The organism is Egicoccus sp. AB-alg2 (genome assembly GCF_041821065.1).
Taxonomy (GTDB): Bacteria; Actinomycetota; Nitriliruptoria; order Nitriliruptorales; family Nitriliruptoraceae; genus Egicoccus.
The window spans coordinates 64,188-90,779 of record NZ_JBGUAX010000007.1; the positions used below are offsets into that span (position 1 = coordinate 64,188).

Sequence of the window (26,592 nt, forward strand, 5' to 3'; positions counted from 1 at the left end):
TCTTTTGTTTGCTCTGCGACGGAAGACCACCTAGCGTCTGGTCACAACGGGGGATCCGTTGCCGTCCGGGGGTGGCCCGGACGGGTGATGTGTGATCAGGGAGAGGAGCGCGCATGTCCGCGACCAGACATCGATGGTCCGTGGTACTCAGCATGTTCGTCGTCAGCGTGCTGGCGCTGGCGACGTTGCCGACCCAGCCGGCCAGCGGCCAGGAGGGCCCGGACCCGGAGGACTGGGACAACTTCGCCAAGGTGACGCTGACCCGCGAGGTCGGCGAGCCGATGTCCATGGCGGTCCTGCCCGACGGGCGGGTCCTGCACACCAACCGCCAGGGGCAGTTCCGTCTGTACGACCCGCTGACCGCGTCGACGCGGATCATCACCAGCCTGCCGACCTACTCGTTCTCCGAGGACGGCATGCAGGGGATCGCCATCGACCCGGACTTCGAGGACAACGGGTGGGTGTACGTCTACTACTCGCCGGTGATCGAGGGCTTCCCGGAGGGGGCCGCCCCCGACGAGGTCGAGCCCGGCAGTGACACCAGCGTTTTCGACGACTACGTCGGCAAGAACCACCTGTCGCGGTTCCAGTTCGTCGACGACCCCGTCAACCCCTACATCGACCTCGACTCCGAGCAGGTGATCCTCGAGGTGCCGATCAACCGCGGCATCTGCTGCCACAACGGCGGTGACATCGGGTTCGACCACGAGGGCAACCTGCTGCTGTCCACCGGTGACGACACCAACCCGTTCCAGTCGAACAACTACGCCCCGATCGACGAGCGCGACTACCGCAACCCGGCCTTCGACGCCCAGCGGACCTCCGCCAACACCGCCGACCTGCGCGGCAAACTGCTGCGCATCACGGTGCAGGAGGACGGCTCCTACACCGTGCCGGAGGGCAACCTCTTCAACAGCGGTGCGTACGACCACCTGTTCCCCGACGAGGTGTACGACCCGGAGCTCGCGCTGCCCGAGATCTACGCGATGGGCTTCCGCAACCCGTTCCGGTTCTCGGTCGACCCGGTCACGGGCGTGGTGTACCTCGGCGACTACGGGCCGGACGCGAGTCAGCCCAACCCCGACCGCGGACCCCGCGCGACCGTCACGTGGCACGTCATCGACTCGCCGCGCAACGTCGGCTGGCCCTACTGCATCGGCGACAACTTCCCGTACATCGACTACGACTTCGAGACGGGTGAGTCCTTCGAGGCCTTCGACTGCGAGGGCGGGCCGGTCAACGACTCGCCGCGCAACACCGGCCTCGAGCAGCTGCCGCCGGTCACCCCGGCCGACGTCTGGTACCACAACAGCACGGTCACCGAGGCCTTCCCGGAGCTGGAGAGCGGCGGCGGCGGCCCGATGGGCGGTCCGGTCTACCGCTACGACGCGGACCTCGACTCCCCGTACGCGTTCCCCGAGTACTACGACGGCGTGCCGTTCTTCTACGAGTGGACCCGCAACTTCATCAAGCAGTTCCGCCTCGACGAGGACGGGCAGCTCGACGAGATCCGCGACTTCCTGACCCGCGGCGACGTCCGCGCACCGATGGACATGGAGTTCGGCCCCGACGGCTCGCTCTACATCCTGGAGTACGGCGGCGGCTTCTTCGTGGAGCACCCCAACGCCCAGCTCTCGCAGGTGATCTGGGTCCCCGACGGCCGCCCGCCGGTCGCACGGGCCAGCGCGCAGCCGACCTCGGGTCAGCAGCCGCTCGAGGTGACCTTCACGAGCCAGGGCAGCCACCACCCCGAGGAGGGTGCCTCGATCGTCGACTTCGCGTGGGAGTTCGGTGACGGCGCCACGTCCGACGACCCGAACCCGACGCACACCTACGAGGAGCCGGGTCGCTACACCGCCACGCTCCTGGTGACCGACGAGGAAGGCCGCACCGGCCGCGCCGGCGTCACCGTGGTCGTGGGCAACACCGCGCCCGAGGTGGACGTCCGTTGGCCGGCCGACGGCGGGTTCTTCGACTGGGGTGACGAGATCGACTACCGCGTCGTCGTGACCGACCGCGAGGACGGGGACATCGACTGTGACCGCGTGAGCATCAGCAGCGCACTCGGTCACGACCAGCACGCCCACCCGATGGCCGTCTTCCGCGGCTGCGAAGGTTCCTTCACCACGCCGCTGGACAGCGGTCACGGTGCGGACATGAACCTGTGGTGGCTGCTGTCGGCCCGCTACACCGACCTCGGTGCGGGCGACCTGCCGGCGCTGACCGGTGAGGACCAGGCGACGCTGAACCCGATGCGTCGGCAGGCCCAGCACTTCACCGACAGCTCGGGGGTCTCGACCCAGAACGCCCAGGACCCGGCCGAGGGCGGTGGCCAGCGTGTCGCCTCCATCGACCACGGGGACTGGATCGCGTTCGACCCGGTCAACTTCGTGAACATCGACGCCATCGACTTCCGCGTCGCCGCGGCGGGTCCCGGTGGCACGATCGAGGTGCGCAAGGACGCGCCGGACGGTGAGCTGCTGGCCTCCGCCGAGGTCGAGACCACCGGTGCGGACGACACGTGGACCAACGTCACGGTCGATGTCACCGACCCGGGCCGCACGTTCGAGCTGTTCCTCGTCTTCACCAACGAGGACGCCGGCGCGGACGAGCACCTGTTCGTCCTGAACTACTTCGAGGCGCAGGGCGAGGGCGTCGCCGGTGACCCGCCGGCACCGGTCTGCGAGGGCACCATCACGGTCGACGGGCACCCGACCGGCGTCCAGGACCGTGCCGCCGACGACGACTACTGCGCCGGTGAACTGATCGACGACGGCCGGACCTGGCCCAACCACGGGGCCCTGGTCTCGCACGTCGCCGAGGTCACCGACCAGCTCGTCGAAGACGGGGTCCTGACCCGTGCCGAGCGGCAGGCGATCGTGCGGACCGCGGCGCAGTCGAACCGCAACCGCTGATCCGATCCCGACACGACGCCCACCCGGTCCAGGCGGCCGGGTGGGCGTCACCCGTTCCAGGGAGAATCCGAGGTTGTCAGCGCCCTGGCAGCCTTGCCAGCGGGCTTACCACTCCGGCGACCCGAAGAGGACCTCGCGGCCGAGGTAGGGCTGCAGCGGCTCGGGAACCGCGACGCTGCCGTCCTCGCGCTGGTGGGTCTCCACCAGCGCGATGATGGCGCGCTGCACGGCCAGGGCGGTGCCGTTGAGGGTGTGGACCAGCAGGTTGTCGCCCTCACGCCGGCGGATGCGGGCCTTGAGCCGGCGCGCCTGGTAGTCGGTCGTGTTGGAGCACGACGTGACCTCGCGGTAGGCAGCCTGCCCGGGCAGCCAGGCCTCGATGTCGAACTTGCGGGCCGCGGACGCGCCGAGGTCGCCGACCGGGATGTCCACCACCTGGGCGTGGACGCCGAGGCCGGTGAAGATCTCCTCCTCGATGCCGAGGATGCGCTCGTGCTCGGCGTCGGCGAGGTCGGGGTGCACGAACGAGAACAGCTCGACCTTCTCGAACTGGTGCACCCGCAGGATCCCGCGCGTGTCCTTGCCGTGCGTACCGGCCTCGCGCCGGAAGCAGGGTGAGTAGCCGACGTAGCGGATCGGCAGCTGCTGCTCGTCGAGCAGTTCGTCCATGTGCAACGCGGCGAGCGGCACCTCCGAGGTGCCGACGAGGTAGTAGTCGTCGTCGCGGGTGAGGAAGATCTGCTGCTCGTCCGTGGGCAGGAAGCCCGTGCCGTACATCGCCTCCTCGCGGACGAGCACCGGCGGGATCACGGGCGTGTGCCCGTGACGCATCGCCACGTCGATCGCGTAGCGCACCAGCGCGAACTCCAACAGCGCCCCCTCGCCCTTCAGGTAGGCGAACCGGGCTCCGGAGACCTTGGCCGCCCGTGCGAGGTCGAGCGCGTCGGCCGCCTCGAGCAGCTCGACGTGGTCGCGGACCGGGAAGTCGAAGCCCGGCTCGTCGCCGAAGGTGCGCAGCACCACGCCGTCGCCCTCCTGCCCGTCCGGCGCGTCGGGGTGTGGCAGGTTGGGCACCGCGGCGAAGCGGTGGGCGTGCTCGCGCTCGACCTCGGCCAGCTGCTTCTCCAGGTCGGCGACCTCGGTCTTGAGCTCGGCCGCCGCCGCGATCAGCGCGGGCCGGTCGTCGGGCGCGGCCCGGCCGATCGACCTGGACGCGTTGCGCTGGTCGGCGCGGGCGCGGTCGACCTCGGCGATCAGCGAGCGGCGACGTTCGTCGAGCTCACGCAGGGCGAGGAGCTCGTCGCGGTCGTAGCCGCGGCGGGCGAGGGCGGTGGCGAGCGACTCGAAGTCGTCGCGGAGCAGGCGCAGATCGATCATGCGCGCGAGGCTAACGCCTCGTCGGCCCGCACCCGAGCCGACGGCCCACCCGAGCCGACGGCCCACCCGAGCCGACGGCCCGCCCGACCCGACGGCCGGCGACGCGCCCGTCGGGGTCAGCGCTCGGCGGGGGGCTCGCGCTGGATGCGCTCGCGCCACCGCGCGAGCCAGGCCGCCGACTCGCGGTAGGCGGCGTCGTCGGCGGCGATGCGGTCGGCCTCGGCGGTGCGGCGGGCGCCGGAGCGGCGGTACGAGCCCAGCACCTTCACGTCGCGGTGGGTGCGTTTGACGGCCGCCAGCGCGTCGCCGACCCGCTCGTCGGCGAGGTGGCCCTCGACGTCGAGGAAGAAGCAGTACTCACCGAGCTCGTGCTTGGTCGGCCGCGACTCGATCTTGGTGAGATTCAGCTCGCGTTCGGCGAAGATCTCCAGTAGTTGCAGCAGCGCGCCGGGACGGTTCTCCTCGATGAACACGACCAACGAGGTCTTGTCCCAACCGGTCGGCGCCGGCAGTCGCGTGCCGACGACCACGAACCGGGTGGAGTTGCCGCTGCGGTCGGCGATGTCGCGGGCGAGCACGGGCAGGCCGTACCGCTCCGCGGCGAGCGGGTTCACGATCGCCAGGCGCGGACCGCCCGCCTCGGCGACGTGCGCCGCCGCCCGCGCCGTCGAGGCGGCCACCAGCCGCTCGGCCTGCCCGACGTGCTTCGACAGCCACCGCCGACAGGCCGACAGCGCCACCGGATGGGAGTGCACCTCGGTCACCGCCGACAACTCGAGATCGGCGTCCACGGCCGCGGCGACCAGCGCCACGGGCAGCTCGAGTTCGCCTTCCAGCAGCAGGTCGGTGTCGAACGCGAGCGCGTCGAGGGTGGCCGTCACCGAGCCCTCGAGGGTGTTCTCGATCGGCACCACCCCACGGGCGGCGTCCCCCGACTCCACGGCACGCAGCACCTCGATCACGTCCCCGCACGGCACCAGCCGCGCGGGGTCGCCGTCACCGGCGACCAGCCGGGCGGCCGTCTCCGTGAAGGTGCCCTCGGGGCCCAGGAAGGCGATGCGGTCGCTCACGACGACGCCTTTCGATGTTTCAGGAGACACGACGGCGGCGCCGGGTACGGCCCGGCGGCACGACCGCGGGGCCACGACCCTCCAGGGCCGCGTCGACGGCGGCCTGTTCCTCGGTCGACAGGTGCTGCTCGCTGCTGCCGTCGGCGAGGGGCTTCGCGTAGCAGCGGGTCTCCGTGCGACCGTTGATCGCGGAGACCACCACGCCGCTGCCGCGCTCGTCGAGCAGCGCGGCAGAGAACGACAGCGCGCCGCCCATGTCGTCGAAGGCGTCGTAGCGCACGACGCCGACCTTGGAGACGGCGCCCCGCAGCAGTTCGCGCAGGTGCTCGGTGTTCGCGTGGATGGTTCCGACGTCGCGGCGCACGCCCTGCACCTCGGCGTCGATCCGGCCGAGGGCGCCGACCACGTCCTGGTCCGAGCCGCTGGCGCACGCGCGCCGCTGCTCGCGGCGAAGGGCGCGCACGCGCACGGCGAGCACCACCACGACGACGCCCAGCAGGACGCTCAGACCCGCGCTCGCCAACACGAGCCACGTCAGCAGTTGCGGATCCAGCTCGATCATCGACCCCTCGACGGGCGGTCTCGGAACACGGCGAAGCGGTCGACTCGGCGACCGGCGCGCGAAAGGGTAGCGGCGCGTGACGCCGGCCCCCGTCGGTTCCGCACGGCGGCCATCGGGCCCGCGAGGGGGTCGAACCGGGCGTTTCGTCCGCGGCCATGGCCGAACGACGGTCGGCCCGCGCGCGCAGGCGGAGCCCGCACACCGCCGCGGGGCGAGTCGCGACTTAGACTCCGCCGACCATATACCGGGACTGCATGGGAGGGAGCAGGTGTCTGCCCGCCTGCGAGCCGTCGTGCTCGCGTGGAGCGCGCTGGCCGCCATCGCTTTGATGGCCGGACCAGCGTTCGCTCAGGCCACCGCACCGAAGGACGCCGCCCTCGCGCAGGGCGACACGATGGTTCTCGCACAGGGAGGCGAGACCATCCGTGGCACGTTGCGCGACGGTGAGGGCGAACCGGTGCCCGACGTGGCGATCAGCGTCGCCACCGCCGACGGCGCCGAGGTCGGTGAGACCACGACCGACGGGGAGGGCAGCTGGGAGGTGGAACTGCCCGAGCCCGGCGACTACGTCGTCACGCTCGACGAGGCCACGCTCCCCGACGGCGTCGACCTGCGGGACGCGGATCGCAACCCGCTCGAGGTGAGCGTGCGGTCCGGCCAGAACCGCACGCTGATCTTCGCCCTTGGCGAGGGCGCCGCGACCGGACGGTTCACCGCCGCACTGCTCACCCAGACCGTCTCCGGACTGCGTTTCGGCCTCATCATCGCCATCACGGCGATCGGCCTGTCGCTGATCTTCGGCACGACCGGGCTGGTGAACTTCGCCCACGGTGAACTGGTGGCGCTCGGCGCCGTCATCGCCTGGTTCCTGAACGCGCCCAGCACGGCGGGCGGTGTCGGCCTCACGCTGATCGTGGCCGGCATCATCGCCACGGCGCTGTCCGCGGGGGCCGGTGGTGCGATCGAGCTCGGCCTGTGGCGGCCGCTGCGCCGGCGCCGGACCGGCCTGATCCAGATGCTGGTCATCTCGATCGGTCTGGCCCTGCTGCTGCGCAACGCCCTGCAGGTGTGGTTCGGCGGCTCCAGCCGCCCCTACTACGACTACACCATCCAGCAGGCCTGGACGCTGGGCCCGATCCGCCTCACGCCGCGCGACCTCACGGTCATGCTGCTGGCGACGCTCGCCCTGGTCGGGGTCGCCACGATGCTGCAGCGCACCCGCATCGGCAAGGCCATGCGTGCCGTCTCCGACAACCGCGATCTCGCGGAGTCGTCCGGCATCGACGTGCAGAAGGTGATCCTGATCATCTGGGTCATCGGCGGCGGACTGGCCGGGTTCGGCGGCGTGCTGTACGGCGTCGTGGAGAACGTCAGCTACCTGATGGGCTTCCGCCTGCTGCTGCTGATGTTCGCCGGCGTGATCCTCGGCGGCCTCGGAACCGCATACGGCGCGATGTTCGGGTCGATCGTGGTCGGGTTGATCACCGAACTGTCGACCCTGTGGTTCTCCACGGAGCTCAAGTACGTCTGGGCCCTCGGGGTGCTCATCCTGATCCTGCTGGTCAGGCCGCAGGGCTTGCTCGGCCGAGCAGAGAGGATCGGCTGATGGATGTCGACCTGATCCGCGTGATCCTCGACGGCCTGCGGACCGCCATCGGTCCGGTGGCGGCGGTCTACGCCCTGGCCGCGATCGGCCTCAACGTCCACTACGGCTATACGGGCCTGCTGAACTTCGGGCAGGTCGGTTTCATGCTCGTCGGCGCCTACGGCATGGGCATCGCCGTGTCCATCCACGCCATGCCGCTGTCGCTGGGCATCGCGCTGGGCATGCTCGCCGCCGTCGTGCTCGCGCTGCTGCTCGGCTTCCCCACGCTGCGGCTACGTGCCGACTACCTCGCCATCTGCACCATCGCGGCGGCCGAGATCCTGCGGTTCGTCTTCCGCTCCAGCCCGATGGCGGAGACCACCGGCGGCGCGTTCGGCATCCCGAGCCAGTTCGGCGGGTCCGGGTTCACCGGCTCGTTCGTCCGCGCCAACCCGATCCCCGAGGGCAGCTACGGCATCGGCCCGCTCGGGTTCTCGCACACCCGCCTGTGGGTGATGCTGGTCGCCTGGGGCGTGGTCGCGCTGGCCGCCCTGATGGTGTGGGCGCTGATGCGCTCGCCGTGGGGCCGGGTGATCAAGTCGATCCGCGAGGACGAGGACGCCGCCCGCTCGCTGGGCAAGAACGTCTTCGCCTACAAGATGCAGAGCCTGGTGCTCGGCGGCGTGTTCGGCGGTCTGGCCGGCATCCTGCTGGTCCTCAACCAGGGCGCGATGACCCCCGACCAGTTCCTGCCGCAGATCACCTTCTTCGCCTACACCGTGCTGCTGCTCGGTGGCGCGGCCACGGTGCTGGGACCGATCCTCGGCAGCGTGCTGTTCTGGTTCGTGCTGCAGAGCATGGACAGCCTGCTGCGCCAGACCGGGTTCGGCAACGCCGCGATCGGCGCCGTGCGGCTCGCACTCGTCGGCCTCGTCCTGATCCTGCTGATGGCCTTCCGCCCGCAGGGGATCATGGGCAACAAGCAGGAGATGATGCTCGATGCGTGAGACCGCCGCCTCGCGGGCGCTCGCCGAGGTCGAACCTCGTCCCGGCGTCCCCAAGCCCGACCCGATCCTGGTCGCCGACGGGGTCGTGCGCGCCTTCGGCGGTCTGCGCGCCGTCGACGTCGAGCACCTGGAACTGCAACGCGGCGCCATCACCTCGCTGATCGGCCCCAACGGTGCCGGCAAGACCACCTTCTTCAACCTCATGACCGGCTTCGACCGGCCGAACGAGGGCAGCTGGAGCTTCGACGGGCACGACCTGTCGAAGGTGCCGGCCCACAAGGTGGCCAACTACGGCATGGTCCGGACCTTCCAGCTCACCAAGGCCCTGACGCGCCTGACGGTGCTGGAGAACATGAAGCTCGGCGCGACCAGCCAGAAGGGCGAGCGCTTCCTGACGTCGCTGTGGCCAGGGGCCTGGCGCTCGCAGGAGCGCGACATCGAGCAGCGCGCCGACGAGCTTCTGGTGCGTTTCCGCATGGACCACATGCGCGAGCAGCTGGCCGGCACCCTCTCCGGCGGGCAGCGCAAGCTCCTGGAGATGGCCCGCTCGCTGATGGTCCAGCCCTCGATGGTCATGCTCGACGAGCCGATGGCCGGCGTGAACCCGGCGCTGACCCAGTCGCTGCTCGAGCACGTGAAGGACCTGCCCAACCACGGCATGACCGTCCTGTTCGTCGAGCACGACATGGACGTCGTCATGGACATCAGCGACTGGGTGGTCGTGATGGCGCAGGGCAGGATCATCGCCGAGGGTCCGCCCGAGGCGGTCTCCAAGGATCCGGCCGTGATCGACGCCTACCTCGGCGCCGACCACGGTGACGAGAGCCGCTTCACGCCGATCCCGTTCGCCGGCGCCCCCGCGCTGGACGCCGCCGGGCCCGCGATCGCGGAGGCCCCACCGGACGAGCACGAGGGCGAGGAGGAACTCGCCCACGGCGACCACGACGGCGTCCCGTCCGCGGGCAGCCACGACGCGGAGGAGCAGGCGTGAACGAGCCCCTGCTGATCGCCGAGGACGTCACGGCCGGCTACCTGCCCGGCATCGACATCCTGACCGGCTGCAACCTGACCCTCGCCGAGGGCGAGTTCGTCGGCATCATCGGCCCCAACGGTGCCGGCAAGTCCACCCTGCTGAAGTCGCTGTTCGGCCTGGTGGACGTCCGCGCCGGCGGTGTCCGCCTGCGCGGGCAGGACATCACCAACGCGCCCGCCAACAAGCTGGTGGCCCAGGGCGTCGGCTACGTCCCGCAGACCCGCAACGTGTTCCCCAGCCTCACCATCGAGGAGAACCTCGAGATGGGGCTGTACCTGAAGCCGAAGGAGTTCCGCGACCGGTTCGCCTACGTCGCCGACCTCTTCCCGCTGCTCGGCGACCGGCGCAAGCAGCGGGCCGGTGGGCTCTCCGGCGGTGAGCGGCAGATGGTCGCCATGGGCCGCGCGCTGATGATGCAGCCGTCCGTGCTGCTCCTCGACGAGCCCTCGGCCGGCCTGTCCCCGGCCCTGCAGGACGAGGCGTTCCTGCGGGCCCGCGAGATCAACGCCACGGGCGTGTCGATCGTCATGGTGGAGCAGAACGCCCGCCGGTGCCTGCAGATCTGCCACCGCGGCTACGTGCTCGACCAGGGCCGCAACGCCTACACGGGCACCGGACACCAGCTGCTCAGCGACCCCAAGGTCATCGAGCTGTACCTCGGCACCCTCGCCCAGCAGCAGGTGGACTGAGTCGCGCACCGCGTGTGCGCGAGCGCACGCGACCCCGGGATACCACGAACCCCCCGCCGTCGGACGGCCCCCGACGCGCGGGGGTTTCGCGTCTCCCGGAGGATGATCAGCCCTGTTCGGAGGCCCGGCCGGGTGGGTTTGGTCGTGTTCGCACCGTGCGGCGATGGTCGTCCAGATGCATTGCGCGGCACGAAGCGCGGACACCTGCCCGAACCGGACCGTGAGGAAACACCCATGAAGCTACGCGTCTTGGCTGCCTCGACGGCGGCCCTGCTGTTGCTCGCCCCGACCGCCGCCTTCGCCCAGGACGACACCGCCGAGGTCGTCGCCGTGCACGGCATCCCGCAGAGCGTCTTCGACACGCTCGGCGCCGACTCCACCGCCGTCGACGTCTACGTCGCCGGCAGCTACGACGACCCGCTGCTCACCTTCGAGTTCGGCGACGTGGAGACCCTCGACGTCCCGCCGGGCGCCTACGACCTCGAGGTGTTCCCCGCCGGTGGCGACACCAGCGGCGACCCCGTCATCTCGCTCAGCACGCCCGAGCTGGCAGCCGGCGCCAGCGCCTCCGTGGTCGCACAGCTGAACGAGGCCGGCGACACCCCGTCGCTCGAGGCCTACATCAACGAGAACGACGCCACGGGCATCCAGGTGTTCCACACCGCCGCCTTCGGCCCCGTCGACGTCATCGCCGGTGGCGAGCCCGTCCTGGAGGGCGTCACCAACGGTGACACCGCCCGCGTCGACGTACCGGGCGGCACCAGCGTCGAGGGTGTCGGCATCGCCCCGGCTGGCGGCGACGTCGCGCTCGAGGTCGGTGACGTCGAGGTGCCCGACGGCACGCTGGTCCTGGCCTACGCGATCGGGTCCGCCGACGACGAGTCGCTGCAGATCGTGACCGGCAGCACCGCCGTCGCCGGTGACGACGCCGCGGACGGCGGCGACGACGCCCCGACCCGCGTCGACGCCGGCTCGGCCGGCCTGGCCGACTCCGGCACCAGCACCGGGCTGCTGGCCGCGCTGTTCGCCGGCGCCGCCCTGCTGTTCGCGCCGGCCGCCGCCCGGGTGGTCCGTCGCCGTCGCTGAGCCGACCGCTCCCGTTCGGGGAGGAGGGGCCGACGCCCCTCCTCCCCCGCGGCGTGTCCGCCGCCCCCGCTGGGAGGCCGTGTCGGCGGGGCTCGGTGCGCTGCTGCTGCTGGGCTCGCTCGGGTCCGCCGAACTCGCGCGCAGCGGCGACACCGTCGGCGAGGTACCCGACGTCGCACGCGAAACCCCGCCGCCGTCCTCGGCCGCCGAACTCCCCGAGGCACCCCGGGCGTCGGCGCCGACGGCCCCGCCATCGCCGGCCGACGAACCGGGGGCCGACGAACTCGGGGCCGACGAACCGGGGGCCGACGACGCGGTGGCCGCCGAGACACCGCCGGCGGCCGACGGGCCGGCGACGACGGCGGCATCCGGGGCCGCAGACGACCCCGAAGAGGCACCGGCGCCGGTCGCCGACCCGGCACGTCTACGCATCGACGCCATCGGCGTCGACCACCGGGTCGTCCCGGTCGGCCTGGAGCCCGACGGCGCCATGGAGTTGCCCGCGGACGTGCGCGAGGTCGGCTGGTTCTCGCCGCGCGCCCGGCCGGGCGAGCGGGGCTCGGCCGTCCTCGCCGGCCACGTCGACTCGCGCTCGCAGGGGCGCGGCGCGCTGTTCGACCTGCGGACGCTGGCGGTGGACGACCGGATCGAGGTCGAGACCGTCGACGGTGAGCGCCTCGACTGGCGGGTCGTCGGCCGTACGACCTACGACAAGGGTGAGCTGCCCGTCGACGAACTGTTCGCCCGGGGCGGGGACCCGCGCCTGGTCCTGATCACCTGCGGCGGGGCGTACGACCCGGCGACCCGGAGCTATGCGGAGAACGTCGTGGTCATCGCCGAGCCCGCCTGAGCCGGCACCGCGGTCACGCCAGGGTGATGGCCCGGCCCTCGGCGAGCGCCTCGACGATCCGGGCGGCGCCGACGATCACGGCGCCGTCGACGAGTTCCCGGTCGCCCGTGATGCCGCGCTTGACCGCGCAGGCGCTGCAGAGCCAGATCTCGCCGCCGGCGTCCGTGAACTGACGCACCAGGTCGCCGAGCGGCGGCATGCCCTCCTCCTCGATGCCGTCCGCGACGCCGGGCAGGCCGAGGTTGACGGCCTCGACCGTGCAGACGACGACGGCCGACTTGCCGCTGACGGCGGCGGTGGCGGCGGCGATGAACGGCACGGTGGCGCGCTCGGGGGCGTCGGCGCCGTGGGAGTTGCAGAACAGCAGGGTGTCGGCCATCGGTCAGGCTCCTTCGTGGGGACGTCGAGGCGGCACCGTAGGCGTCCGGGCGGGACCGGGCGGACGCCGAGCGCGCAAAAGCGCTTCCCATCCTCCTACACGCGTAGTAGCGTCCCCCCGGGCACCGTGCGACCGCACGGGTCCGAGAGGCGCTCGCCGCACCGCCGGGTGGGGACTGGTGAGGCGGCGGCGACGACCACCCCATGGGGAGGGAGTAGATGAAGCGTTCGTTGTGGCTGCGCCGCATGGCGGCCGTCACCGCGCTCGCGCTCGCGGCCGCTGCCTGCGGCAACGGTGATGACACCGCGACCGAGCCCGAGCCGACCGAAGAGGAGACCGGTGCCGACACCGGTGCCGAGGAAGAACCCGCAGAGGAGGAGCCCGCAGAGGAGGAGCCCGCCGAAGAGGGTGACGGCCAGGCCGTCGAGGGCGACGGTGTGCTGAACCTCGGCTACATCCTGCCTGAGTCGGGCCCGCTCGCCTTCCTCGGCCCCCCGCAGATCCAGGCGGTCGAGCTCGCCATCGCGGACATCAACGCCGCCGGTGGTGTGCTCGGAGAGGACGTCACGCTGGAGTCCGGTGACGAGGCCGGTGACACCACCATCGCCTCCGAGTCGGCGCAGCGCCTGATCGGCGCCAACGTCAACGCCGTGATCGGCGCGGCGGCCTCCGGCATGTCGCTGTCGTTCGTCGACGCGCTCACCGGCGCCGGCGTCGTGCAGTGCTCGGCCTCCAACACCTCGCCGACCTTCACCGGTGGCGACTACGGCGGCCTGTACTTCCGCACCGCGCCGACCGACGCCCTGCAGGGCCCGGTGCTCGCCGAGGTCATCGTCGGTGACGGCAACACCAACCCGGCGATCATGGCCCGCGCCGACGACTACGGTCAGGGCCTGATGGACGCCACCGTCGCGGAGCTCGAGGCGCAGGGCGCCACGGTCGCCGCGGCCATCACCTACGACCCCGAGGCCGCGAACTTCGAGGCCGAGGTGAACCAGGTCGCGCAGTCCGGCGCCGACTCCGTCGCGCTGATCGCCTTCGACGAGGGCGCGCAGATCCTGGCCACCATGGTCGAGGCGGGCCTCGGTCCCCAGAACGTTCCGGTGTACGGCGCCGACGGTCTGGCCTCGGACGACCTGGCCGGCCTGGTCGACCCGAACGACGAGTCGATCCTCGAGGGCATGAAGGGCACGCGTCCGTCGCCGGACGCCGACCCCGAGTTCCTGAGCCGCTTCCAGGACGAGACCGGCCTGTCCGACACCACCTACGCCGCCCAGGCCTACGACTGCGCGATGATCATCGCGCTGGCCGCGGAGGCCGCGGGTTCGGACGACGGTGCCGCGATCGCCGGTGAGATGGTCAACGTGACCACCGGTGACACGGAGTGCGGCTCCTTCGAGGAGTGCCGCGACGCGCTGGAGGCGGGCGACACGATCGCCTACCAGACCGTGTCGGGCGTCGTGCTGACGGAGACCGAGTCCGGCAACGGCGAGCCCGAGTCGGGCACGTACGACGTCTGGGAGATCGGTTCCGACGGCGCGCTGTCCAGCCTCGAGACCGTCGAGTCGAACTTCTGATCCGACGTCTCGGGTGAGACACCCGGAGGACCCCGCCGCTCGCGGCGGGGTCCTCCCGCGTTTCCGGGGGTTGCCGGCCGGCGCGGCGGCAGCGACGGGCCTTCGGACCAAAGAGCGCCGCCCCCGGCTGGGAGAGGCCGGGGGCGGCGAAGCGCGCGGCTGGGAGAGGCCGGCGCGGGAGCGCGCGCGGTGTGGGAGAGCACCGTCGCGCGGGGCGCACCCGGTGGGGAGAGACACCGAGCGCGGGTCTGGTGCGGATCAGGCCTTGAGCTTGTCCGCGATGTGGTTGAAGTGAGCGGCGTACTTGAGGGCGATCTCGCGCTCGTCCTCGTCGATGCCCTCCTTGTCGTCGCCCATGGGGCTCCAGTGGGTCGGCCCGTACGGGCTGCCCCCGGTGCGGGTGCTGCCGACCTCCTCGGCCAGGCCGTAGCCGACCGGCACGATCACCATGCCGTGGTGATAGGCGAAGGTGGACAGCGACAGGATCGTCGACTCGTGCCCGCCGTGGATGGTGGCGGCGCCGGTGAAGAAGCCCACCGGCTTGCCGACGAGCCGCCCGGCCTGCCACAGGGGGCCGGTCTGGTCGATGAAGTTCTGCAGCTGCGCGGTGTTGGAGCCGTAGCGGGTGGGCGAACCGAGGATCAGTCCGTCGAACTCGGGCAGCTCGTCCACCGTTGCCTCGACCACGTCGGACTGGGCCTGGTCGGCGGCGGCGACGCCCTCCATCTGCTTCACCTCGTCGGGCAGCAGCGGATCCGGCACCCGGCGCAGCAGCCCCTCGCCGCCGGCCTTGTCCACGCCCTGCGCCAGGATGCTGGCGAGCTCGTAGGTGGAGCCGTACATGGAGTGGTAGACGATCCCGATCTTGGCCATGCGATGCCTCGGTGGTCGCGGTTGGCGTGTGAGTAGACAACCGGTCTTCGGGGCGGCCCGTGGCCTGTCTCCGTGGACGGACGGTCACACGCGTCCGGCCCCCGGCCGGGCTGCCGGCCGCCCGGGAATGCGACGGCGCTGCACCGGCACCGCGCTCAGGGCTGGTGCAGCCAGGCGTCGAACGGTTGACCCGTGAGGCGTTCGTACGCCTCGACGTACTTCGCGCGCGTCGCGGCGACCACGTCGTCGGGCAGAGCGGGGGCCGGCGGCGTGCGGTCCCAGCCGGTCGAGGTCGCGTAGTCGCGCACGAACTGCTTGTCGAAGCTCGGCGGGGTCGTGCCGGGTGACCACCGGTCCGCGGGCCAGTAGCGCGACGAGTCGGGCGTGAGCACCTCGTCGGCCAGGACGAGACGGCCGTCGAGCAGACCGAACTCGAACTTGGTGTCGGCCAGGATGATCCCCTGGGCGGCGGCGTGCTCGGCCGCGGCCGCGTAGATCGCGAGCGAGCGCGAGCGCAGCTCCTCGGCCAGGTCGGGCCCGACCGCTTCGACGACCGCCTCGAAGGGGACGTTCTCGTCGTGCTCCCCCAGCGCGGCCTTGGTGGCCGGCGTGAAGATCGGCGTCGGCAGCCGGTCGGCCTCGACGAGCCCCGCCGGTAGCGGCACGCCGCAGACGCGTCCATCGCGCTGGTACTCCTGCCAGCCCGAGCCGGCGAGGTGACCGCGCACCACGCACTCGAACGCCACGATCTGCACCTTGCGGACCAGCATGAACCGCCCCCGCAGGTGGGCGGCGTCGTCGGCCACGGCGGCCGGCAGGTCCGCCGTCGCGGTCGAGACGAGGTGGTTCGGGGTGAGGGCGCGCAGCCGCTCGAACCAGTAGGCCGACAGCCCGGTCAGCACCCGACCCTTGTCGGGGACCGGCGTGGGGTGCACGACGTCGTAGGTCGACACGCGGTCCGAGGCGACCAGCAGCAGGTGGTCGTCGTCGACGTCGTAGAGGTCGCGCACCTTGCCCGAGCGGAGGTGAGGCAGGGCGTCCAGTGGCACGGGCGACTCGCGGTCTCGGCGGGGGCACGAGCCTACTCGGGTGCCTCCTCGACCCGGCCGGCCGCGTCGGCCCCATCGACCCGGTCCCCGCCGCCCGCGAGCAGACCGGCGAGGTCCGCCGGCCGGTCGACGTCCGGCGGGGCCCCACTGCCGACCCGCACCACCGCGACGTCGTACCCGTCGAACAGCTGGCGGGCGCCCGCGTCCCCTTCGAGCTCCACCAGCCGCGGCCAGATCCGCCGGTCGAGCCCGACCGGGTGACCCGGCACGTCGGCGTAGCGGGCCCGCGCCAGCCCGTCGGGGGCCGCGGCCGCGGCGTCGGCCACGGCCGCGACCACCTCGGGCCGCACACCCGGCTGGTCGGCGAGCAGCACGACGACCACGCTCGCATCCGTCTGCGCCGCCACGGCCTCCAGGCCGCATCGCAACGAGCTGGCCTGCCCCCGTGCGTACTCCGGGTTGTGCACGACCACGACGTGCCCACCGCGGCGGGCGGCCTCGGTGACGGCCGCCCGGTCGTGGCCCACCACGACGAACACCTCGGCGAGCCCGGCGGCGTGGGCCGTCGCGACGGCGTGCGCGACCATCGGCAACCCCGCCACCTCGGCCACCTGCTTGGTCGCCCCGAACCGGCTGGCCCGCCCGGCGGCCAGGACCAGGCCGACGGCGACGGTGGGGACGGCGGGGATCGTCACGGGTCACCTCGTAGGCTCGGCGGCGTCGACACCAGGGGATTGGCATGGACGAGCATGCACGCCGGCGCGCCGCCGTGGTGACCGCCTCCGACGGCGTCACGACCGGTCACCGCGAGGACCGCTCCGGGCAGGCCGTCACCGAACAGCTCGGCGCGGCCGGGTTCACCGTCGTCGAGCGCGAGGTGGTGCCCGACGAGCGCGATCGCATCGCCGACGTGCTGCGCCGGCTGTGCGACGTCGAGCAGGTGGCACTGGTGGCGATCACCGGCGGAACCGGGTTCGGGCCACGCGACGTCACCCCCGAGGCGACCCGTGACGTGCTCGAGCGCGAGGCGCCGGGGCTGGCCGAGGCGATGCGCGCCGCGGGGCGTGCGCGCACGCCGATGGCGGACCTGTCCCGTGGAATCTGCGGCGCGCGTGGCCGCTCGCTGATCGTGAACCTGCCCGGCAGCCCGAAGGGCGCCACGGAGAGCCTGGCGGCGATCCTGGACCTGCTGCCACACGCGCTGGACCTGCTGGCCGGCGACACCCAGCACCGGTGAGCTCACCGCGGGCCGCCTCCACGACGGCCCGGTTGCGTCGGCGGTCACTCCTCCCGCTGCTGGCTGGTACGGCGCCAGAACACGAAGATCGTCACCAGCAGCGCGAGCACGGCCACGACCGGGGCGACGCGCTTGAACGTGGCCGCGCCCGCGACCTCCATCAGGTCGAGCGCGTCGTCCTCGCGCGAGAGGTCCGGCTCGATCCGCCGCCGCCGCGGGGCCGGTGGGGCGCCGTCCCACGCCGGGGCTGCCAGCGTGGCGGCCTCGGCACCCGTTGGCGCGCCGCCGGGCGCGCCGCCCGTCTCCACCGCACCGGCCGCCGCTTCCTCCAGTGCCGCCTCGGCCGCGGCGCTCGTCATGGCCGCCTGCGCCGCCTCGGAGGCGGGCGTGGCCACCGCGGCCGCCTCGCCGACGACCGACTCCTCGGCCGGGACACCCGTGCCGACACCGGCGCCGACACCGGCGCCGGCGCCGGCGTGCTCCTCGTCCAGCATGGCCCGTAGCCGCTCCGCGAAGGAGTCGATGATCTTCGTGCCGACCTCCGCCATCACCCCACGCCCGAACTGGGCCGGCTTGCCGGTGACGGTCAGGTCCGTCACGACGGTCACCACGGTCCCGTCACCGTCCGGGCGCAGGGCCGCGTGCACGTCGGCCTTCGCGGTACCGGTGCCGCGGGTCTCCTTGCCGTTCGCCTGGATCCGGGCCCGCTTGGCCTCGGCATCGGTCTCGGCGAGCTGTGCCTGCCCGCGGTAGGTCATGCTGATCGGTCCGACCTTGACCTTGACCCGTCCGGTGTAGACGTCGCCCTCGACCTCCTCCAGCTGGGCGCCGGGCAGGCAGGGCGCGACCTTCTCCAGGTCGGTGAGGATCGCGAAGGCCGTCTCCACGTCGGTGGGCACGGTGAACTCGTTGGTGAACTCCACGGGGCTCCTCCTGCGGTCTGCCGGTCGCGGGCCGGACGGCGACGCTCCGGGCGCTGCTCAGACGATGGCGGGGTCGCTGCTGCGGTGGATGGCGCCGTCGGTCTCGCGCAGCGGGCGGCCACTGCCGCCGTGACGCAGCGACACGATCTCCGCGGCGATCGACACGGCCGTCTCCTGTGGGGTGCGGGCGCCGAGGTCGAGCCCGATCGGCGAGCGCAGCCGGCCGAGTGCCGCCTCCGCCACGCCGGCCTCGCGGAGCCGCTCGAGCCGGTCCTCGTGGGTGCGCCGGCTGCCCATGACGCCGATGTAGGCCGCCGGGGTCTCCAGGGCGACCTGCAGCACCGGCACGTCGAACTTCGGGTCGTGGGTGAGCACGCAGATCACGGTTCGTGGGTCGACGGCGGTGGCGGCGAGGTAGCGGTGGGGCCACTCCACGACCACCTGGTCGGCATCCGGGAAGCGCAGCCGCGTGGCGAACCGGGCCCGGGCGTCGCAGACGGTCACGTGGAAGCCGAGGTAGCGCCCGATCGAGGCGACGGCCGCGGCGAAATCGATGGCGCCGAACACGAGCATCCGTGGCCGGGGCGCGAACGACTCCACGAACACCGCGACGTCGTCCATGCGCCGCTCGCCGCGCGGGCCGACGTGTCGCAGGCCCGTGTCGCCCTGGGCCAACATGCCGCGGGCGTGCTCCACGATGGCGCGGTCGAGGTACTCCGAGCCGGTCGAGCCGCTGACGTCCAGGTCGGTGATCGTCAGCGTGCGGCCCTCAAGCGACGCGTCCTGCGCGTGCTCGACGATCGTGGCCAACGCCACCGGTTCGTCGGCCTCCACGCGGGACGCGACCGCCGCCAGGTCGACGTCCAAAGGCGTCACCCGCCGCACGAACACCTCGATGGTCCCGCCGCAGGTCAACCCGACCGCGAACGCCTCGTCGTCGGAGATGCCGTAGCGGACCCGCTGGGGCACGCCGGTCCGCAGCACCTCGCTCGCCACCTCGACGACGGCGCCTTCGACGCAGCCGCCGGACACGCTGCCGAGCACCTCGCCGTCGGGGTGCAACGCCAGGACCGCACCGGGCCGGCGCGGAGCGCTGGCGCTGGTGGCCACCACGCTGGCCAGCGCCAGCGTCGTGCCGTCGTCCTGCCAGCGACGAAGGACTGCCAGTTCGTCACGCATCCCGCACCCCTCCCTCGAGCACGGCGGTCGCCGCCACCACGGTATGGCCTGTCGCTCGTTCACGCCGCGACGACGCGGGATCCGGCTCGGTCGCCGCACCGGCCACGACCGCCGCCAGCCGCTCCAACGACGCCAGCGAGTGGCCGGCCTGGAAGTGGTCGCAGTAGGGCAGGGCGGCCGCCATGCCGCCGGCGGTGGGCGCGAAGCCGGGTCGGCCGGCGCGCGGGTTGGCCCAGACCAGCCGATGGGTCAGCCGGCCGAGCCGCCGGACCTGCGTCCGCAGTTCGTCGACGTCGCCGGTCTCCCAGCCGTCGGAGAGCACGACGGCGACGGCTCCGCGGGCCAGCCCGCGCTGCCCCCAGCGGTCGAGGAACTCGTGCAACGTCGCGCCCAGGCGGGTGCCGCCCGACCAGTCCGGGATGGCGGCCGACACGGCCCGCATCGCGGTGTCCGCATCCCGGTGCGCCAGCGGCTGGGTCACGCGGGTCAGGCGGGTGCCCAGCGTGAACACCTCCGTCGGTGCCTCACGGCCGCGGACGGCGGCGTGGGCGAAGCGCAGCAGCGCGTCGGCGTAGCCCGCCATGGACCCGCTGACGTCGACCAGCAGCAGCACCCGGCGCGGTCGGGGGCGCGGACCGCTGTGTCGCAGCCGTCCCGCCTCGCCGCCGGCGGCCAGGACCTGGCGGACGGTGCGGCGGCGGTCGACGGCGCCGCGGCGTGCGGGTTGCCGGCGGCGCGAGCGGCGCACCTCGCCGGGCATGGCGAAGTGCGCCAGCAAGCGGCGCAACTCGGCCTGCTCCGCGTCGGTCAGGTCCGCGACGTCGCGGTGACGCAGCGCCTCGCGGGCGCTGGCATACCGGGTGATCGCGGTCACGGTCGGGGCGTCCTCGGGTGGCGCGTCACCGACGCCCGGTGCGGCCAGCGCGTCGGCGCCCACCTGCACCCGGCGCCGGGTGCTCGGCCGGCCGGTGACGGCCACCCCGGCGAAGAACGCATCGAAGACCCGGTCGTAGCGCTCAAGGTCGTCGGGACCGGCGCACAGCGTCACGCGGCCGGCCCAGTACACGTCCCGAACCCGGTCGACGCGCAGCGTGCCCAGCGCGGCCACGAACGCCTGCACCCGTGAGGGGTCGGCGTCGACGCCGGCGGCGCGCAGCGCCCGGCCGAAGCCGATGGCCACCGGCGAGAGCGAGAGCGGGACCGGGTCAGCCATCGGCGACCGCCCGCGCCACGAGGCTGGACACGTCGATCGCGCGGGCGCGTTCCTGGTCCTCGCGGAACTTCAGCACCGACCCCAGCGTCGCGCTCGCCCGGTCCGCGTCGAGGTGGTCGGCACCCAGCGCCACCAGCGCCGCGGTCCAGTCCAGCGTCTCCGCCACCCCGGGCGGCTTCAGCAGGTCCTGGTCGCGCAGCGTCTGCACCGCGGCGACCACCTCGCGGGCCAGCCGCTCGCCCACGCCCGGCAGGTGCGTGCGCACGATCTCGACCTCGCGCGCGTAGCTGGGGTGGTCGAGCCAGTGGTAGTAGCAGCGCCGCTTGAGCGCGTCGTGGACCTCGCGGGTGCGGTTGGAGGTCAGCACCACCACCGGCGGGGTCGTCGCGTGGATGGTGCCCAGTTCCGGCACGGTGACCGTGAACTCGCTCAGGATCTCCAGCAGCAACGCCTCGAACTCGTCGTCGGCGCGATCGACCTCGTCGATGAGCAGGACGACCGGGTCGGTCTCCAGGGCCTGCAGCAGCGGACGCGCCACCAGGAAGCGGCGGTCGTACAGCTCGGCCTCCAGGGCGTCTTCGTCGGCGCGCCGCCCGGCCGCCTCGGCCGCGCGCAGGTGCAGGATCTGAGCCGGGAAGTTCCAGTCGTACAGCGCCTGCGAGGCGTCGATGCCCTCGTAGCACTGCAGCCGGAGCAGCGGCGCGTCCAGCACCTGGGCCAGCGCCGACGCGGTGGCGGTCTTGCCGACGCCGGCGTCGCCCTCGAGCAGCAGCGGGCGGCGCAGCGCCAGCGCGAGGAAGGCGGCGGTCGCCAGGCCGTCGTCGGCGAGGTAGCCCACCTCGCGCAGCCGCTCGGCCAGCGACGGCGGGTCCGACACCCCATCGGGCAACCGTCCGCCGGGGAAGGTGGTGGCCTCCCCCGGCGGGCGGCCCCGCGAGGTCCCGACCTCGTTCAAGAGGCGGCGGCCTCCACCGCCCGGCGGGTCAGCACCCGCGCGAGGTGCTGGCGGTACTCCGGTGTGGCGTTGAGGTCACCCGACGGTGAGGTGCCCTCGGCCGCCGCTTCGGCGGCCGAGCGGATCGCGTCCGTCCCCGCCCCGGTCAGCGCCTGCTCCGTGGCGGAGGCGCGCAGCGGCACCGTCGCCATGTTGGTCAGCCCGACCCGGGCCTGCGAGATCGACCCGTTGTCGCGCTGCACCAGTGCCAGCGCGCCCACGATCGCCCACGCCTGGCTGACGCGGACGAACTTCTCGTAGCGGTAGCCCCAGCTGCCGTCGAGCTTCGGGACACGGACCTCGACGAGCACCTCGTCCTCGGCCAGGGCCGTGACGAGGTAGTCCTGGAAGAAGTCCGCGGCGGTGACCTCGCGCTGGCCGTCGGGGCCCTGGACGAGGAAGGTCGCCTCCAACGCCAGCGCGGTGGCCGGCAGGTCACCCGCGGCGTCGCCGTGGGCCAGTGCCCCGCCGATGGTGCCGACGTGGCGGACCTGGGCGTCGCCGACCATGCCGGTGACGTGCGCCAGGACCGGGCAGTACTGCTGCACGAGCGGGTCGTCCATCACCTGCTGGTGGCGGGTCATCGCGCCGATCGCCAGTCGCCCGTCGTCGGTCTCCTGGACGCCTCGCAGCGCGTCGACGCGGCCGAGGTCCACGAGCACCTCCGGCGCGGCCAGCCGCAGCTTCATCAGCGGCAGCAGGCTGTGGCCGCCGGCGATGACCTTGGCCTCGTCGCCGTGTTCACGCAGCGCCGCGACCGCATGGTCGACGGACTCCGCCCGCACGTACTCGAACGGTGCCGGGATCATGCCGCACCTCCCTCGGTCGTGCCGGTCGAGGCACCGGCCCCGCCGCCACCTCCGCCGCCGTCCCGCGCGGCCCGGATCGCCTGCCAGACGTTCTGCGGCGACGCTGGCATCGGCACCTCCTTCACGCCCAGCGGGCGCAGCGCGTCGATCACCGCGTTCATGACCGCCGGGGTCGACGCGATCGCGCCGGCCTCGCCGACGCCCTTGACGCCCAGCGGGTTGGTGGTCGCCGGCGTCTCGGTCCGGTCGGTGCGGAACGTGGGCAGGTCCGCCGCCGACGGCACGTAGTAGTCCACCAGCGTGCCGGTGACGAGGTTGCCCTCGTCGTCGTGGATGGCCTCCTCGAACAGGGCCTGGGCGATGCCCTGCGCGAGCCCGCCGTGGACCTGTCCCTCGACGATCTGCGGGTTGACGACCTTGCCGACGTCGTCCACGGCGACGTAGTCGCGCAGGTGCACCGAGCCGGTCTCCGTGTCCACCTCGACGGCCGCCAGGTGCGTGCCGTGCGGGTAGGAGAAGTTCTCCGGGTCCACGGTCGCGTCGGCGTCCAGCGACGGCTCGATCCCCTCCGGATAGTCGTGCGAGGTGAACACGGCCAGCGCGAGGTCCTGCAGCGACGTCGACACGTCCGGCGAGCCCCGCACGGAGAACGTGCCGGCGTCGAACTCGAGGTCGTCCTCGCTGGCCTCCAGCAGGTGGGCGGCGATGCGCTTGGCCTTGGCCACCACCTTGTCGCAGGCAACGCGCACGGCGTAGCCGCCGACGACCAGCGACCGTGAGCCGTAGGTGTCCAGCCCGCGGTGCGACACGGCCGTGTCGCCGTGGTGTACCTCGATGTCCTCGTACGGGATGCCGAGCGCATCGGCCGCGATCTGCGACCAGGACGTCACGTGCCCCTGCCCGTGCGGCGAGGTGCCGGTGATGACCTCGACCTTGCCGGAGGGCAGCATCCGGACGCTGGCGGTCTCCCAGCCGCCCGCCCCGAAGGAGAGCGACCCGAGCACCCGCGAGGGCGCCAGTCCGCACATCTCCGTGTAGGTGGAGATGCCGATGCCGAGCTGGACCTGGTCGCCCGACTCGCGGCGGCGTGCCTGCTCGGCCCGCAGCTCGTCGTAGCCGAACAGCTCCTTGGCGCGCGCCGTTGCGGCCTCGTAGTTGCCCGAGTCGTAGGTCAGCCCGGCGATGGTCTCGTAGGGGAACTCCTCGTGCTGGATCCAGTTGCGCTCGCGCAGCGCCATCGGGTCCATGCCCAGCTCCACGGCGGCCTCGTCGATCAGGCGTTCGATCGCGAACGTGGCCTCGGGACGGCCCGCGCCGCGGTAGGCGTCGGTGGGCGTCTTGTTGGTGAACACGCCGGTGCACCGGAACGACAGCGCGTCCATCTTGTAGATGGCGTTGTACATGAAGGCGCCCAGCAGCGGGATGCCCGGGGTGACCAGCTGCAGGTAGGCGCCCATGTCGGCCTTGAGGTCGACCTTCAGCCCGCGGATGCGGCCGTCCTCGTCCAGGGCCAGCGACAGGTCCTGGATCTGGTCGCGGCCGTGGATGGTGGCCTGGTAGTTCTCCGAGCGCGTCTCGGTCCACTTCACGGCCCGGTCGAGCAGCCGCGCCAGCACCAGGCAGACGGCCTCCTCGGCGTAGACGTTGAGCTTGGAGCCGAACCCGCCGCCGACGTCGGGAGCCACGACCCGCAACTCGTGTTCCGGGACCCCGCAGGTCAGCGCGAGCATCAGCCGCAGGATGTGGGGCACCTGGGTCGCGGACCAGACCGTGTACTGGCGCTGGTCGGCCGGGGGCGCCGCGACGACGGCGCGCGGCTCGATCGCGGTCGGCAGCAGGCGCTGCTGGATGAACCGGCGCGTGACGACGTGGGCGGCCCCGTCGAAGGCGGCGTCGACGTCACCGTTCTCCAAGGGCCAGACGAAGCACTCGTTGGAGTCCAGCGTCGTGTCGGCGAGGTCGGCGCCCTCGGCCAGTGCGGCCTCCATGTCGGTCACGACCGGCAGAGGGTCGTACTCCACGTCGACGTACTCCACCGCGTCGGCCGCGAGGTAACGGTCGGTGGCGACCACCACGGCGACGGCGTCGCCGACGTAGCGGACCTCGTCCGTGGCCAGCGGCAGGTGCAGCGGCGTGCGCATGTTCTCCGTGACCGGCCACGCGCAGGGCAGCCCGCTCTCCCAGTACTGCTGCAGGTCCGCGCCGGTGTAGACGGCGACGACGCCGGGCTGCTCCTTCGCTGCCGACACGTCGACGGACACGACGCGGGCGTGCGCCATCGGGCTGCGCACGAACGACGCGTGGAGCATGCCGGGGACGCGGATGTTGTCCGTCCACCGGGTCTTGCCGGTGACGAGGTGGGCGTCCTCCTTGCGCAGGCGGGCGACGCCGAGGTTGGCGGTGGGCGGGTTCTCCAGCGTCGTCACGGCGTCACCTCCACGTGCTTGAGGTCGTCCGCGGCCTGCTCGCTCTGCGCCACGTCACCGAACGCGATCGTGCCCTCGCCGACGCCGGGCACCTCCTCGCCGCGCAGTTCCGCGGCGGCCCGCAGCACCGAGCGGACGATGTTCACGTACCCGGTGCACCGGCAGAGGTTGCCCTCGAGCCCGTGCCGGACGTCCTCCTCGGTCGGCGACGGGTTGCGCTCGAGCAGATCGATCGAGGACATGATCATGCCGGGGGTGCAGTACCCGCACTGCAGACCGTGCTCGGCATGGAAGGCCTTCTGCAGCGGGTGCCAGCCGCTGGTGGCGTCACCGTCGGCCGGTGGCTGCGCCAGCCCCTCGATGGTGGTGATGTCGGCGCCGTCGGCCTGCACGGCCAGGATCGTGCAGCTCTTCACCGACTGTCCGTCGAGATGGACCGTGCACGCCCCGCAGTTCGACGTGTCGCAGCCGACGTTGGTGCCGGTCTTGCCCAGCACGTCGCGCAGGTAGTGGACGAGCAGCAGCCGAGGTTCGACCTCGTCGTCGTGCGCCGCGCCGTCCACGGTGATCTGGACTCTGGTCACGTTGCCCTCCCGTCAGCGTCGCGCCCCGCGATGGGGCGGCGTCCCAGCGTGGACACGCCGACGGTTCGGCCGTGACGGCGCGCGCACGATGGAGCGACGTGCCCCGCCGTCCCGGCTCCCGACCGGGGTGGCGCCGCCATGAGCACGCGCCGGCACGGTACGCCAGCGCCCCCCCGCTGTCACCAGCTTTTCGTCCCGCGGTCCAGGGACGCCGACCCCGGCCGCCGCGACGGAGGCTCAGCCGCCGATGTAGGACATCAGCGCCCGGGTCTGTCCGTCGTTGCGCGTCCTTACGGGAAACCCCTCGTGACCTGCACAAACGCGGGCCACACGTCTGCCAACGGTACGCGCCGATTCGCGCCGTAACTCGTGCTCCTGCGGACTGTGTGCGGACTGCTTGCGGACCCCTGTCGTCGAGCGAGCGGGCCGCCTTCAGGGCGGGGAGCTTACTGCACGTCCGACCGAGAGGCCTTCTCGACCGGCATGGCGAGAGCGCGATGGCGCGTTGTCGGAGCGACACAACAAGCCGGCGCCGAACCTTCGGGTCGAGGTGGGCGGGATGATCCCCGCCCACCGCAGTTCTCGTACGCGGCCACCGGCAGCATGGGTGACGGCGGGTGGCGAGCGACACCGGATCATCCAGAACGACGCTCTTGGCGTGCCTGACATCGCGGCCGCTGTGCCGTCCAGCGTCATTCGTGTCACAGCGGCACTGCCGACGGCGACAGTCCCTATATAGACGCATGTTGGAGAGGCGCCAGCGGCGGGGCCGCCGTTCCGGGCGGCTCAGGTTCGAAGGAGTGAAGATGAGCCAGGCGCCACCGATCGGAGACCGTCCCGCTCTCGACGAGCCGCTGCCTGTCGCCACAGGAACTGGCGGACTACCTCGCGATCCCGGTCGGCCACGGTCTACCAGTGGCGCCACCGAGGAGATGGACCTCGCGGCTTCAGGGTCGGGAAGCACGTCCGCTACCGATGGTCGGAGATCCTGGTCTGGCTGCACGAGCACGCCGATCCGGCACGCTGACGCGGACTGCGCGGAGACGCGCCCGAGGCAACTGCGCTTCGCGGGGCTCGTACGGGTTCGGGCATGACGCTCAGCGAGCCCCCCTTCACGATCTCGGGCGCGGACCGTCCATGTCGCTGATGCTCGTGACTCACCGACTACTCACCGC

23 protein-coding genes are annotated in these 26,592 nt (G+C 72.5%); 9 read left to right on the forward strand and 14 right to left on the reverse strand.

Annotation, left to right across the window (positions count from 1 at the left end; genetic code table 11):
- Positions 1-113 precede the first annotated feature (113 nt).
- Positions 114-2,915, forward strand: coding sequence for a carbohydrate-binding protein (locus ACERM0_RS14475; RefSeq protein WP_373679321.1), 2,802 nt, complete (start codon positions 114-116; stop codon positions 2,913-2,915).
- 105 nt (positions 2,916-3,020) lie between these two features.
- Here ACERM0_RS14475 and serS read toward each other — a convergent pair whose 3' ends face one another.
- From serS to ACERM0_RS14490, 3 genes are all read right to left on the reverse strand, one after another.
- On the reverse strand, positions 3,021-4,292 hold the full coding sequence (gene serS, locus ACERM0_RS14480) for a serine--tRNA ligase (protein WP_373679322.1): 1,272 nt from the start codon (positions 4,290-4,292) through the stop codon (positions 3,021-3,023).
- A gap of 116 nt (positions 4,293-4,408) precedes the next feature.
- Entirely contained in the window at positions 4,409-5,362 is a 954-nt protein-coding gene (pheA, locus tag ACERM0_RS14485) for a prephenate dehydratase (RefSeq protein ID WP_373679323.1), read from the reverse strand.
- 19 nt (positions 5,363-5,381) lie between these two features.
- Positions 5,382-5,924, reverse strand: a complete 543-nt coding sequence (locus ACERM0_RS14490) for a DUF4446 family protein (RefSeq protein ID WP_373679324.1) — start codon at positions 5,922-5,924, stop codon at positions 5,382-5,384.
- 268 nt (positions 5,925-6,192) lie between these two features.
- On the opposite strand from ACERM0_RS14490, the gene ACERM0_RS14495 reads away from it, so the two are divergent.
- The 6 genes from ACERM0_RS14495 (at position 6,193) to ACERM0_RS14520 (ending at position 12,174) form a co-directional block, all read left to right on the forward strand.
- A complete protein-coding gene (locus tag ACERM0_RS14495; protein ID WP_373679325.1) occupies positions 6,193-7,530 on the forward strand; it encodes a carboxypeptidase regulatory-like domain-containing protein in 1,338 nt (445 codons plus the stop codon).
- Complete coding sequence (locus ACERM0_RS14500; RefSeq protein WP_373679326.1) at positions 7,530-8,516, forward strand: branched-chain amino acid ABC transporter permease; 987 nt, start codon at positions 7,530-7,532, stop codon at positions 8,514-8,516. Before ACERM0_RS14495 ends, ACERM0_RS14500 begins: the two co-directional genes overlap by 1 nt.
- A complete protein-coding gene (locus ACERM0_RS14505) occupies positions 8,509-9,507 on the forward strand; it encodes an ABC transporter ATP-binding protein (RefSeq protein ID WP_373679327.1) in 999 nt (332 codons plus the stop codon). The genes ACERM0_RS14500 and ACERM0_RS14505 overlap by 8 nt, the downstream gene beginning before the upstream one ends.
- Entirely contained in the window at positions 9,504-10,238 is a 735-nt protein-coding gene (locus tag ACERM0_RS14510; RefSeq protein ID WP_373679328.1) for an ABC transporter ATP-binding protein, read from the forward strand. The genes ACERM0_RS14505 and ACERM0_RS14510 overlap by 4 nt, the downstream gene beginning before the upstream one ends.
- Before the next feature lie 234 nt (positions 10,239-10,472).
- Complete coding sequence (locus ACERM0_RS14515; protein WP_373679329.1) at positions 10,473-11,324, forward strand: hypothetical protein; 852 nt, start codon at positions 10,473-10,475, stop codon at positions 11,322-11,324.
- A gap of 79 nt (positions 11,325-11,403) precedes the next feature.
- A complete protein-coding gene (locus tag ACERM0_RS14520; protein ID WP_373679330.1) occupies positions 11,404-12,174 on the forward strand; it encodes a sortase domain-bontaining protein in 771 nt (256 codons plus the stop codon).
- 13 nt (positions 12,175-12,187) lie between these two features.
- Here ACERM0_RS14520 and ACERM0_RS14525 read toward each other — a convergent pair whose 3' ends face one another.
- Positions 12,188-12,553: a DsrE family protein gene (locus ACERM0_RS14525; RefSeq protein ID WP_373679331.1), complete on the reverse strand. Its 366-nt coding sequence runs from the start codon at positions 12,551-12,553 to the stop codon at positions 12,188-12,190.
- 218 nt (positions 12,554-12,771) lie between these two features.
- Between ACERM0_RS14525 and ACERM0_RS14530 the strand changes: the two genes are divergently transcribed.
- Positions 12,772-14,130, forward strand: a complete 1,359-nt coding sequence (locus tag ACERM0_RS14530) for an ABC transporter substrate-binding protein (RefSeq protein WP_373679332.1) — start codon at positions 12,772-12,774, stop codon at positions 14,128-14,130.
- Positions 14,131-14,388: 258 nt separating this feature from the next.
- Here ACERM0_RS14530 and wrbA read toward each other — a convergent pair whose 3' ends face one another.
- The 3 genes from wrbA to ACERM0_RS14545 all read right to left on the reverse strand — a co-directional run bounded on the left by wrbA (position 14,389) and on the right by ACERM0_RS14545 (position 16,747).
- Positions 14,389-15,003, reverse strand: coding sequence for an NAD(P)H:quinone oxidoreductase (gene wrbA / locus ACERM0_RS14535; RefSeq protein ID WP_373679333.1), 615 nt, complete (start codon positions 15,001-15,003; stop codon positions 14,389-14,391).
- 155 nt (positions 15,004-15,158) lie between these two features.
- The gene (locus ACERM0_RS14540) at positions 15,159-16,052 is read right to left on the reverse strand and encodes a phosphoribosylaminoimidazolesuccinocarboxamide synthase (RefSeq protein ID WP_373679334.1); all 894 of its coding nucleotides are present in this window, start codon (positions 16,050-16,052) and stop codon (positions 15,159-15,161) included.
- 32 nt (positions 16,053-16,084) lie between these two features.
- Complete coding sequence (locus ACERM0_RS14545) at positions 16,085-16,747, reverse strand: NTP transferase domain-containing protein (RefSeq protein ID WP_373679335.1); 663 nt, start codon at positions 16,745-16,747, stop codon at positions 16,085-16,087.
- A 44-nt stretch (positions 16,748-16,791) separates the two neighbouring features.
- Here ACERM0_RS14545 and ACERM0_RS14550 point away from each other — a divergent pair, with 44 nt between their 5' ends.
- Positions 16,792-17,289, forward strand: coding sequence for a molybdenum cofactor biosynthesis protein B (locus tag ACERM0_RS14550; protein WP_373679336.1), 498 nt, complete (start codon positions 16,792-16,794; stop codon positions 17,287-17,289).
- 44 nt (positions 17,290-17,333) lie between these two features.
- Here ACERM0_RS14550 and ACERM0_RS14555 read toward each other — a convergent pair whose 3' ends face one another.
- From ACERM0_RS14555 to ACERM0_RS14585, 7 genes are read right to left on the reverse strand one after another with little or no spacing between them, the layout of a single operon-like run.
- The gene (locus ACERM0_RS14555; protein WP_373679337.1) at positions 17,334-18,212 is read right to left on the reverse strand and encodes an SRPBCC family protein; all 879 of its coding nucleotides are present in this window, start codon (positions 18,210-18,212) and stop codon (positions 17,334-17,336) included.
- A gap of 57 nt (positions 18,213-18,269) precedes the next feature.
- The gene (locus ACERM0_RS14560) at positions 18,270-19,391 is read right to left on the reverse strand and encodes an XdhC family protein (RefSeq protein ID WP_373679338.1); all 1,122 of its coding nucleotides are present in this window, start codon (positions 19,389-19,391) and stop codon (positions 18,270-18,272) included.
- Positions 19,384-20,604 (reverse strand): VWA domain-containing protein, encoded by a 1,221-nt coding sequence (locus ACERM0_RS14565; protein ID WP_373679339.1) that lies wholly within the window; start codon positions 20,602-20,604, stop codon positions 19,384-19,386. The genes ACERM0_RS14560 and ACERM0_RS14565 overlap by 8 nt, the downstream gene beginning before the upstream one ends.
- A complete protein-coding gene (locus ACERM0_RS14570) occupies positions 20,597-21,559 on the reverse strand; it encodes an AAA family ATPase (RefSeq protein WP_373679340.1) in 963 nt (320 codons plus the stop codon). The genes ACERM0_RS14565 and ACERM0_RS14570 overlap by 8 nt, the downstream gene beginning before the upstream one ends.
- On the reverse strand, positions 21,556-22,407 hold the full coding sequence (locus ACERM0_RS14575; protein ID WP_373679341.1) for a xanthine dehydrogenase family protein subunit M: 852 nt from the start codon (positions 22,405-22,407) through the stop codon (positions 21,556-21,558). The genes ACERM0_RS14570 and ACERM0_RS14575 overlap by 4 nt, the downstream gene beginning before the upstream one ends.
- Positions 22,404-24,833, reverse strand: coding sequence for a xanthine dehydrogenase family protein molybdopterin-binding subunit (locus tag ACERM0_RS14580; RefSeq protein WP_373679342.1), 2,430 nt, complete (start codon positions 24,831-24,833; stop codon positions 22,404-22,406). Before ACERM0_RS14580 ends, ACERM0_RS14575 begins: the two co-directional genes overlap by 4 nt.
- Positions 24,830-25,417, reverse strand: a complete 588-nt coding sequence (locus ACERM0_RS14585; RefSeq protein ID WP_373679343.1) for a (2Fe-2S)-binding protein — start codon at positions 25,415-25,417, stop codon at positions 24,830-24,832. The genes ACERM0_RS14580 and ACERM0_RS14585 overlap by 4 nt, the downstream gene beginning before the upstream one ends.
- Positions 25,418-26,592 lie beyond the last annotated feature (1,175 nt).

What these genes read in the sequence shown, in the direction of transcription:
- ACERM0_RS14475 (WP_373679321.1), top strand. Translation starts at nt 114, where the DNA reads ATGTCCGCGACCAGACATCGATGGTCCGTGGTACTCAGCATGTTCGTC.
- serS (WP_373679322.1), bottom strand. Translation starts at nt 4,292, where the DNA reads ATGATCGATCTGCGCCTGCTCCGCGACGACTTCGAGTCGCTCGCCACC.
- ACERM0_RS14490 (WP_373679324.1), bottom strand. Translation starts at nt 5,924, where the DNA reads ATGATCGAGCTGGATCCGCAACTGCTGACGTGGCTCGTGTTGGCGAGC.
- ACERM0_RS14500 (WP_373679326.1), top strand. Translation starts at nt 7,530, where the DNA reads ATGGATGTCGACCTGATCCGCGTGATCCTCGACGGCCTGCGGACCGCC.
- ACERM0_RS14505 (WP_373679327.1), top strand. Translation starts at nt 8,509, where the DNA reads ATGCGTGAGACCGCCGCCTCGCGGGCGCTCGCCGAGGTCGAACCTCGT.
- ACERM0_RS14515 (WP_373679329.1), top strand. Translation starts at nt 10,473, where the DNA reads ATGAAGCTACGCGTCTTGGCTGCCTCGACGGCGGCCCTGCTGTTGCTC.
- ACERM0_RS14525 (WP_373679331.1), bottom strand. Translation starts at nt 12,553, where the DNA reads ATGGCCGACACCCTGCTGTTCTGCAACTCCCACGGCGCCGACGCCCCC.
- ACERM0_RS14530 (WP_373679332.1), top strand. Translation starts at nt 12,772, where the DNA reads ATGAAGCGTTCGTTGTGGCTGCGCCGCATGGCGGCCGTCACCGCGCTC.
- wrbA (WP_373679333.1), bottom strand. Translation starts at nt 15,003, where the DNA reads ATGGCCAAGATCGGGATCGTCTACCACTCCATGTACGGCTCCACCTAC.
- ACERM0_RS14550 (WP_373679336.1), top strand. Translation starts at nt 16,792, where the DNA reads ATGGACGAGCATGCACGCCGGCGCGCCGCCGTGGTGACCGCCTCCGAC.
- ACERM0_RS14560 (WP_373679338.1), bottom strand. Translation starts at nt 19,391, where the DNA reads ATGCGTGACGAACTGGCAGTCCTTCGTCGCTGGCAGGACGACGGCACG.
- ACERM0_RS14565 (WP_373679339.1), bottom strand. Translation starts at nt 20,604, where the DNA reads ATGGCTGACCCGGTCCCGCTCTCGCTCTCGCCGGTGGCCATCGGCTTC.
- ACERM0_RS14575 (WP_373679341.1), bottom strand. Translation starts at nt 22,407, where the DNA reads ATGATCCCGGCACCGTTCGAGTACGTGCGGGCGGAGTCCGTCGACCAT.